Source organism: Streptomyces sp. NPDC028635, from assembly GCF_040637635.1.
GTDB lineage: Bacteria > Actinomycetota > Actinomycetes > Streptomycetales > Streptomycetaceae > Streptomyces.
Window position 1 is genome coordinate 238,756 of the sequence record NZ_JBEZWX010000008.1, and the last position, 9,585, is coordinate 248,340.

A 9,585-nucleotide genomic window follows, 5' to 3' on the forward strand; every position below is an offset into this window, starting at 1 on the left:
GAGCCCGTCAGCGGAAGATGCCCGTGTGACCGAGCGAGTAGCGGCCGGGCTGCGGGTAGACCGCGAGACCGTGCGGGCCGCTGCCGACCTTGATGCGGGCGAGCTGTTCGCCGGTGCGGGTGTCGATGGCGTACACCTCGGCGTTGTAGCGGCCGGAGAGCCACAGCACCTTGCCGTCGGCGGAGACGCCGCCCATGTCGGGGCTGCCGCCCTGGGGCAGGCGCCACTTCTTGGTGAGTTTGTTCTGCTGGAAGTCGAAGACGGAGATGGTGCCCTCGCCGCGGTTGGAGACGTACATCTCGCGGGAGTCGCGGCTGACGTACAGGCCGTGGGCGCCCTTGCCGGTGGGCAGCAGGGTGGGCTTGGTGAACTTGTCGCCGTCGAGGACCCAGATGCCGTCGGCCATCATGTCGGCGATGTAGAACCGCTTGCCGTCGGGCGAGATCTTCACGTCCTGCGGCATCGCTCCGCGGAACGGCAGCTTCTCCTGGCCGATGACCTTCATCGACGCCGTGTCGACCTTCAGCAGTTCGCCGCTGAACTCGCAGGAGACGATGAAGTAGCGGCCGTCCAGGGAGAAGTCGGCGTGGTTGACGCCGTAGCACGAGACGGGGACGGTCTTGATCCGCTTCATGGTGTGCGGGTCGCGGAAGACCAGCTCGCGGTCGAGGGAGGCCATGACGACGGCGTACTTGCCGTCGGGGGTGAAGTAGAGGTTGTACGGGTCGTGCACGTCGACCGTCTTGCCGGCCTTGCCGGTGCGCGGGTCAATGGGGGTGAGCGTGTTGCCCCGGTCGTTGTTGACCCACAGCGTCTTCAGGTCCCAGGAGGGCACGACGTGCTGCGGCTGGCGGCCGACCGGGATCGTCTCGATCACCTGGTACGTCTTCGGATCGATGACGCTGACCGTGTTGGACTCGGTGTTGGGCACGTACACCCGGGACGGGAAGTCCTTGACGACCGGGGAGAGCTTGTTCGGGCGGTCGGCGGCGTAGACGTCCTTGGGGTCCAGGACGGGCGGCATGCCGGGCAGGCCGGGCACGGTGTGCTGCTTCTTCGCCGGGGCGGGCAGGGCCGCCTTGGTGGTCTCGGCGGTGCCGTGGCCGGAGCCCGGGCCGCCGCAGGCGGCGAGGGCGGCGAGCGTGGCGCCGGCGAGCAGGGTGCGGGTCGTTCGCTTCAGGTCCATCAGCCGATCAGCTCCGTGGTGGTGACCGCGCGCAGACCGCGGCGGTCGAGTTCTTCGAGGACGGCGGGGAGCGCGGCGACCGTGTCCCGGTAGCCGAAGTGCAGGCTCACCACGGACCCGTCGCGGACCTCGCCGAGGACCTTGCGGGTGACGGCGGCGGCGCCGGGCGCGGTGTAGTCGAGGGAGTCGACGTCGTAGGACAGGACGTGCGGGTAGCCGGCCTCGGCGGCGAGGCGGGCGACGAGCGGGGAGGCCTGCGGGGCGCGCGACGGGCGGAACCAGGTGCCGATGGAGCCGGTGAGTTTCTTCAGCCGCTCGGCGCAGGCGGTGATCTCCTCGCGGGCCTCGGCCTCCGGCATCGTGTTGATGCCGAGGTGGCGCTGCGTGTGGTTGCCGAGGTCATGGCCGCCGTCGAGGACGCGGCGGGCCATCTCGGGGTGCTCGTCGAGCCAGGTGCCGACGGCGAGGACGGTGAGGTGGGCGCCGTGCCGCTCGGCCTCGGTGAGCAGGGCGCGGGCGATCGCGGGATCGCCCTGGCCGTGGAGGGTGAGGGCGACGCGGGGGCGGGTGCGGGGGCCGTGGGTGATCTGGGCGGGCACACCGGGGTAGCGGCGCGGGGCGGGGGCCGCGGCCGGTGACGAGTGCGGCGCGGGGCGGGCCGCGGCGGGCCGGACGGCATCGCCGGGCTGGGAGCAGGCGGAGCTGAGTGCGGCGCCGGCGAGGAGGCCGGTACCGGCGCGCAGGGCCGTGCGGCGGTCGGGTGCGGTCACGTGACCATTTAAAGGGGCGAACCATCGAAAATCGGGCTATTCACCCGGTCGCCACAGGGGGCGCGGGTCGCTGCCGGCACCGTCCCGGACGGACGCGGCCGGACGGGACCGCCCGCCGGCCCACCTCCTGGCGTGCCGCGTCACCCGCCAGAGGGCGCCGCGGGCGTCGCATGCCAGAGGCCCTGCGGGCCGCGCGACCCCACCAGTGGGGCCTGCGGGCGTGCCGCGTCACCCCCGCCAGAGGGCCCGGGGGGCGTCACCCGTCGGGTGCCCTGCGGACCGCGTGATCCGCCAGAGGGGCCCGCGGGGGGACCGGCCAGAGACCCTGTGTGCGTGCCGCGTCACCCCGTCCGAGAGCCCGGGCCGCGTCACCTGACACAGGGTCCTGCGGGCGTCACCGTCAGAGGCCCTGCGGACGTGGCGCGTCACCCCGGCAGAGAGTCCGGGGGCGTCACCGGTCAGCGGTCCTGCGGGCGTCACCCGTCAAAAGGGCCCTGTGCGCGGCCGCCCCTCGCCGAGGCCCTGCGCGTGGTCACCCCTCACAGAAGCCCTGCGGGCTGTGCGCCCAGGCCCCGCCCTAGCGGTCGCCCACCCGCATCTCGAACCAGGTCGTCTTGCCCCGGGGCAGCAGGTCGACGCCCCAGCGGTCGGCGATCTTGTCGACCAGGAACAGGCCGCGGCCGCTGATGTCCGTCTCCCGGACGGGCATCAGACAGGGCAGGCCGCGGGAGGGGTCGCGGACCTCGACGCGGATGCGGCCGCGCAGCCGGCGCATCCGCAGACCGAAGACGCGGGCGCCGGTGTGGCGGACGGCGTTGCCGACGAGTTCCGAGACGAGCAGGACGGCGTCCTCGGCGAGCTTGGGGGTCAGCCCCCAGTGGCGCAGGATCACCACCTGGGTCAGCCGGCGCGCGGTGGCCGCGGACTCGGGGCGGGACGGCAACGGCACATCCTGTTCCGCCGGATTGCCGAACAACTCCAGTGCTTTCAGCGCCCGTTCGTCCTCCACCGCAGGCGACCAGCGCGCCGCCACAGCACGGCCGTGTCCCCGCGGCTGTTCGATGCCCTCCAGCCCCGCCATGCCCCCATCATGGCCGTCCGAGGGGGCGTCGGGGGCCGTTCTGCCGGAATACGCCCCCCTGACGCCCCCGTTCCACCGCTTGCGAGCGGCATATGCGCCGGGCATTTCGGAGGCCGCCGCAGCCCCGCTGACCTGCGGCGACGGCTCGACCGAAGGCAATCGACAGGCTCCCTCGACAAGGCAGGCTTAAGGTTGCCCAAAGGTTCCCATAAACCGCCCCATCGAGGGACCCCGCATCAGACACGACGTCAATTGCAAGCGCCTGACCCTGTGTTCGCCGGCACATCGCTCCGGCCGGGCCCTGGTGGGCTCAGAGGAACTTGGCCTTGCCCGGGCCCTCCTCGACGAAGCTCTTCATGCCCCGCTCGCGGTCCTCGGTGGCGAACAGGCCCGCGAACCAGTTGCGTTCCACCGCCAGGCCCGTGTCGATGTCCGTCTCCAGGCCGGTGTCGACGGACTCCTTCGCCGCGCGCAGCGCGAGCGCCGGACCCTGGGCCAGCTTCGCCGCCCACGCGTGCGCCTCGGTGTACACCTCGGCCGCCGGCACCACCCGGTCGACCAGTCCGAGCGCAAGCGCCTCGTCGGCCTTCACCATGCGGCCGGTGAAGATGAGGTCCTTGGCCTTGGACGGGCCGATCAGCCGGGACAGGCGCTGGGTGCCGCCGGCGCCGGGGATCAGGCCGAGCAGGATCTCCGGCTGGCCGAGCTTGGCGTTCTCGCCGGCGATGCGGTAGTCGGCGCACAGGGCCAGCTCGCAGCCGCCGCCGAGCGCGTAGCCGGTCACCGCGGCGACGACCGGCTTGGGGATGCGGGCCACGGCGGTGAAGGCGTCCTGCAGGGCGCGGGCGCGCAGGACCATCGCGGTGTGGTCCATGGCCTGCATCTCCTTGATGTCCGCGCCCGCCGCGAACACCTTCTCGCCGCCGTACACGACGACCGCGCGCACGTCGTCGCGGCGGCCGGCCTCCTCGGCGAGTTCCTTGAGCCTGTCCTGCGTGGCGACGTCCAGCGCGTTCATCGGCGGGCGGTCGAGGCGCAGCGTGCCGACGCCTTCGGCGACTTCGAGATGTACGGTCATGCCAGCAGGTTAACCACGACTAACGACATCGGGCCCGGTGCCGTAGGTCACAGCACCGGGCCCGTCGGATCGGCGGACCTACTTCGTCCACTCCGCCCACGGCATGTTCCAGCCGTTGAGGCCGTTGTCCGGGGCGACCGTCTCGTCGTGGGAGTTCTTCACGACCACCACGTCGCCGATCAGCGAGTGGTTGAAGAACCAGGCCGCCGGCACCGAGCTGTCGTAGCCGCCGCGCACGTCGCGCAGGCCGACGCAGCCGTGGCTGGCGTTGTAGTTGCCGAAGGCGTCGCCGCCCCAGTAGTTGCCGTGCAGGAACGTGCCGGAGGTGGTCAGGCGCAGGGCGTGCGGGACGTCCTTGATGTCGTACTCGCCGCCGTAGCCGACCGTCTCGCCGTTCATGCGGGTCACGGTCAGCTTCTCGCTGATGACCATCTGGCCGTTCCAGGTGTCGTAGCCGGGCTTGCCGGTGGTGACGGGCAGGGTCTTGACGACCTTGCCGTCCTGGGTGACCTGCATGGTGTGCTTCTTGGCGTCCACGTAGGACACCTGGTTGCGCCCGATGGTGAAGGACACCGTCTTCTTCTGCTTGCCGTAGACACCGGGGCGGCCCTCGACGCCGTCCAGGTTCAGCGTGACCGTGACCTTGGTGCCGGACTTCCAGTACTGCTCGGGACGGAAGTCGAGGCGGTCGTTGCCGAACCAGTGGCCCTGTACGTCCACCGCCGGCTCGGTCTTGATCTTGATCGCCTTCTCCACGTCCTGCGGGTGCGTGATGCCCCGGGAGAAGTTCAGCGAGAACGGCATGCCGACACCCACGGTGGAGCCGTCCTCCGGGGTGAAGGTGCCGGTGAAGGTGTTCTTCGGGGTCAGCGTGGTGAACGCCGAGTCCTCGGCCGCCGTACGGCCCTCGGCGTCCTTGGCGACCGCGTGCACCTGGTAGCGGGTGGCGGCGGCCAGGTGCGCGGCCGGCGTCCAGGAGGAGCCGTCGGCGGATATCGCCCCGTCGACCTTCGTCCCCTTGGCGTCCTTGACCACGACCTCCGTCAGCTTGCCCTTGGCCGCGCTGACCTTGAGGGCGCCGCTGGTGTCGACGGCCGTGGCGCCGTCCTTCGGCGCGACGGTGACGACGGCCTCGGACTGCTTGTCCGCGGCGGCCGAGGCGTCACCCCCCTTGCCCTCCTCGGCGTTCGAGCCCCCGCCCCCGCCGCACGCCGTGACGGCGAACAGCACGGCGCCCGCGACCAGCGCGAGCCCCGCGCGGCCCCGCCCGCGCCCCGCAACCGATGCCCCCGATATCGGCCGGATGTTCAACTTGTTTCTCCCTCCCCCGGGCCTGCGTCAGGCCCACACGCCCCGCGCGCCGCGCGCGCATGAAGCGCATATTAACTGCCCGGTCAGGAGCGCCGACGGCCTCGGAATGTCACCGTTCCGTCCCAACTCCCACCGGGCTCGCTCAGCGCACCGCGCCACCCGCCTTCCACTCGCTCCAGCTCAGGTTCCAGCCGCCGAGGCCGTTGTCGGGCGCCACCGTCTTGTCCTTGCTGTTGATCACCTCGACGACGTCCCCGATCAGGCTGCGGTCGAAGAACCAGCCCGCCGGGGTGTCGGAGCCGCCGCCCTTGGCGTCGCGCAGCCCGACGCAGCCGTGAGAGACGTTGGTGGTGCCGAAGACGTCCTCGTCCGCCCAGTAGTTGCCGTGCAGGAAGGTGCCCGAGTCGGTCAGCCGCATGGCGTGCGGCACGTCCGGGATGTCGTACTCGCCCTTGCCGTCGGTCTTCTTGAAGCCGACCGTGGCCCCGTTCATGCGGGTGACCTCGAGCATCTCCATCACCACCATCTTGCCGTTGTAGGTGGTGTTCTTCGGCGAGCCCGCGGTGATCGGCACCGTGGCCAGCAGCGCGCCGTCGCGGCGCACCTCCATGGTGTGGTCGGCGGCGTCCACCAGGGACACCTGGCTGCGGCCGATGGTGAAGGAGAACGACTTGGACTGCAGCCCGTACACCCCGCGCGCCCCCTCCACGTCCCGCAGCGCCAGATCGACGGTGACCTTGGTGCCGGGCTGCCAGTAGCGCTCGGGGCGGAAGTCGACGCGGTCCTTGCCGAACCAGTGCGGGCGGATGTCCACGGCCGGCTCGGCGCGCACCCGGATGGCCCGCTCGACGGCGGCCCGGTTCGCCAGCTCGCGGTTGAACTGGATCGACACGATCATCCCGGTGCCGACGACCGAGCGGTTCTCCGGGGTGACGTACCCGATGAAGCGCTCCGCTGGGACGTAGGTGGTGAACGTGGCGTGGCGTGCGGAGCGGTCCCCGTCGCCGTCGACGGCGACCGCGTCCACGGTGTAGCGGGCGGCGAGGGCGAGCCGGTCGTCGTCCGGGCGCCAGGTCAGGCCGTCGGCGGAGAGATGGCCGGGCACCGGGGTGTCCTGGGCGTCCTGGGAGGCGACCACCTTGACCGACTCCAGCCGGCCGTCGGGCACCGTGACGCGCAGCTTCCGCTCCGGCCGTACCCCCTTGCTGCCGTCGTCCGGGGAGATGTGGATGACGTCCTCGGCAGCGCCCGGTTTGCCGAAGATCCCGCCCGGACCGCCGGAGCCGTCCGACGTGCAGCCGGCGGCTCCCGCCAGCAGTCCTGCCCATGTCAGTACGGCGGCCAGCGCGGCCCCCGCGCGCCGCGCGCGCCCGTGTACGTGCCTCACGAGCAGCCCAACGAGCGGGGTCGCCCCGGGGAAACGTGAGTGCGAGCCACGGTCTGGGCAGAACTGTGAGGAGGACGACGACACGACGGGGAGCGGCCTGGGACGCCGTACGCCCCGAACGGGTCTCGCCATGAGCCGCGGGAGGCTGAACGGTGTCCAGCGCAGCCGAGCAGGAGGCGGTGACGGCAGGGCGCGCCGCTGAGCAGGGGCGCCCGGCCGCCGCTGTGAACGGGATGCAGCGCCTGCCCGTGTGGCCGGGCGCGCCGACGCCGCTGGGCGCCCGCTACCGGGTCGGCCCGGACGGGGTGGCCGGGACGAACTTCGCCCTGTGGGCGGGCGGCGCGGAGGGCGTCGAACTGTGCCTCTTCGACCGTGACGGCGTCGAGACGCGGCTGAAGCTGACCGAGCTGACCCACGAGATCTGGCACGGTTTCGTGCCGGGCGTGCTGCCCGGTCAGCGCTACGGCTTCCGGGTGCACGGCCGCTGGGACCCCTGGACCGGTGGCCGCTGGAACCCGGCGAAGCTGCTGCTCGACCCGTACGCCCGCGCGGTGGACGGAGCCAAGGGGAACGACTACAGCCGGCTGCCGCCGGAGGTGTACGGGCATGTGCGGGACTGGCCGGACCAGCACGTCGCCGACACGGTCCGCGACGAGAGGGACTCCGCGCCGTACGTGCCGAAGGGGGTCGTCGTCCACGACGACGACGACTGGTCCGACGACCGGCGCCCGAAGACACCCTGGGCCGACTCGGTGATCTACGAGTTGCACGTGCGCGGCTTCACCCGCCTGCACCCGGGCATCCCCGAGGAGCTGCGCGGCACCTACGCGGGCCTCGCGCACCCGGCGGCCGTCGAGCACCTCACCCGGCTCGGGGTGACGGCGGTGGAGCTGCTGCCGGTGCACCAGTTCGCCCACGAGGACCATCTGCTCAAGCGGGGCCTGCGCAACTACTGGGGCTACAACTCCATGGGCTACTTCGCCCCGCACGCTGCCTACGCCGCCTCGGGCACGACCGGTGAGCAGGTCGGGGAGTTCAAGCGGATGGTGCGCGCGCTGCACGCCGCCGGGATCGAGGTCATCCTCGACGTGGTCTACAACCACACCGCCGAGGCCGGCGAGTACGGTCCGACACTGTCGTTGAAGGGCATCGACAACCGCGGCTACTACCGTCTGCAGTCCGACGCGCGCCGGTACGCCGACTACACCGGATGCGGCAACACCCTGCACGTCGTGCAGCCGCACGTGCTGCGCCTGATCACCGACTCGCTGCGCTACTGGGTCACCGAGATGGGCGTGGACGGCTTCCGCTTCGACCTCGCGGCGGCCCTCGCCCGCTCGATGCACGACGTCGACATGCTGTCCCCGTTCCTCGCGGTCATCGCCCAGGACCCGGTGCTGCGGCGCGTGAAACTGATCGCCGAGCCCTGGGACGTGGGCGCCGGCGGCTATCAGGTGGGCGCCTTCCCCCCGCTGTGGACGGAGTGGAACGACCGCTACCGCAACGCCGTGCGGGACTTCTGGCGGCACGCCCTGCCCGACGTGCGGGAGATGGGCTACCGGCTGTCCGGCTCCAGCGACCTGTACGCCTGGGGCGGGCGGCGGCCGTACGCGTCGGTCAACTACATCACCGCGCACGACGGCTTCACCCTGCGCGACCTGGTCAGCTACGAGCGCAAGCACAACGAGGCCAACGGCGAGGGCAACCGGGACGGCAGCGACGACAACCGGTCCTGGAACTGCGGGGCCGAGGGTGAGAGCGACGACCCCGGCATCCTCGCCCTGCGCAGACGGCAGCTGCGCAACCTGCTGACCACGCTGCTGCTGTCCACCGGTGTGCCGATGCTGGTCGCGGGTGACGAGATGGGGCGCACCCAGCGCGGCAACAACAACGCCTACTGCCAGGACAACGAGCTGGGCTGGGTGGACTGGCGGCTGCTGGACGAGCCCGGCTGGAAGGCCCTGTTCGACCTGACCTCCCGGCTGATCGCCCTGCGCCACCGCCATCCGGTGCTGCGCCGCCGGGCCTTCTTCTCCGGCCGCCCGCAGGCCGCGGACGGACTGCGGGACCTCGCCTGGTTCACCGCGCGCGGCACCGAGATGACCGAACGGGACTGGTACGCGCCGGCCGCGACCCTCGGCATGTACCTCTCGGGGCGGGACATCCCGGGCCGCGACGAGCGGGGGGCACCGATCCTCGACGACAGCTTCCTCGCGGTCCTGCACGCCGGGGAGGGCCCGGTGGAGTTCGTGCTGCCGGGGCCACCGTGGGCGGAGCGGTACGAGGTCGTCGTGGACACCGCACGGGAGGAGCAGGCGCGGGCGCCCGAGGTGACGCACCCGGCGGGCACGGCGATCAGCGTGCCGGGGCGGTCGGTGCTGCTGCTGCGGGTGCACTGAGCGGTTCCGCCGTCCGCGCCCGACGACGGCCGGGCCCCGGCCGCCCCTTTTGAGGGGGGTGGCCGGGGCCCGGTGGTGTGCTGCGGTGTTTCGTGTCGGTCAGCCGAAGGACTTGATCGTGTTCCAGTTCACGGACAGGACGACGCGTACGGGTGCGTTGGTGTTGGTGCGGGAGGGGTGGTAGATGCGGGTGTAGCCGTCGGAGGCGAGGCGGGCCCAGATGTCGGGGATGCCGTCGTTGTTGACGTCGGGGATGCCGATGGCGGTGGGCACATTCACGTCGGTCCAGTTGGTGCCGTAGGCCTCGTCCTTGCCGGTGAGGCTGTTGGCGGCGACCTTGAGGGATTCGAGGTCGGTGCTGCCGGTGACGGTG

At 71.8% G+C, this 9,585-nt stretch carries 8 protein-coding genes; 1 reads left to right on the forward strand and 7 read right to left on the reverse strand.

What is annotated here, in order from left to right:
- Positions 1-7 precede the first annotated feature (7 nt).
- From AB0E88_RS12110 to AB0E88_RS12135, 6 genes are all read right to left on the reverse strand, one after another.
- Positions 8-1,186: a YncE family protein gene (locus tag AB0E88_RS12110; RefSeq protein WP_361627988.1), complete on the reverse strand. Its 1,179-nt coding sequence runs from the start codon at positions 1,184-1,186 to the stop codon at positions 8-10.
- Positions 1,186-1,956 (reverse strand): polysaccharide deacetylase family protein, encoded by a 771-nt coding sequence (locus tag AB0E88_RS12115; RefSeq protein ID WP_361627991.1) that lies wholly within the window; start codon positions 1,954-1,956, stop codon positions 1,186-1,188. Before AB0E88_RS12115 ends, AB0E88_RS12110 begins: the two co-directional genes overlap by 1 nt.
- A 577-nt stretch (positions 1,957-2,533) precedes the next feature.
- Complete coding sequence (locus tag AB0E88_RS12120; RefSeq protein ID WP_361627994.1) at positions 2,534-3,142, reverse strand: ATP-binding protein; 609 nt, start codon at positions 3,140-3,142, stop codon at positions 2,534-2,536.
- A gap of 205 nt (positions 3,143-3,347) precedes the next feature.
- Positions 3,348-4,115 carry an enoyl-CoA hydratase-related protein gene (locus AB0E88_RS12125; RefSeq protein ID WP_361627997.1) on the reverse strand — a complete coding sequence of 256 codons (768 nt, stop codon included), beginning with the start codon at positions 4,113-4,115 and terminating at the stop codon, positions 3,348-3,350.
- 78 nt (positions 4,116-4,193) lie between these two features.
- Positions 4,194-5,426 (reverse strand): Ig-like domain-containing protein, encoded by a 1,233-nt coding sequence (locus AB0E88_RS12130; protein ID WP_361628000.1) that lies wholly within the window; start codon positions 5,424-5,426, stop codon positions 4,194-4,196.
- A gap of 142 nt (positions 5,427-5,568) precedes the next feature.
- Positions 5,569-6,813: an Ig-like domain-containing protein gene (locus AB0E88_RS12135; RefSeq protein WP_361628003.1), complete on the reverse strand. Its 1,245-nt coding sequence runs from the start codon at positions 6,811-6,813 to the stop codon at positions 5,569-5,571.
- 152 nt (positions 6,814-6,965) lie between these two features.
- Between AB0E88_RS12135 and glgX the strand changes: the two genes are divergently transcribed.
- Positions 6,966-9,212: a glycogen debranching protein GlgX gene (gene glgX, locus AB0E88_RS12140; RefSeq protein ID WP_361628006.1), complete on the forward strand. Its 2,247-nt coding sequence runs from the start codon at positions 6,966-6,968 to the stop codon at positions 9,210-9,212.
- Between the two features lie 99 nt (positions 9,213-9,311).
- Here the strand turns inward: glgX and AB0E88_RS12145 are convergent.
- The coding region (locus AB0E88_RS12145; RefSeq protein ID WP_361628009.1) for a hypothetical protein at positions 9,312-9,585 on the reverse strand (274 nt) is incomplete at its 5' end.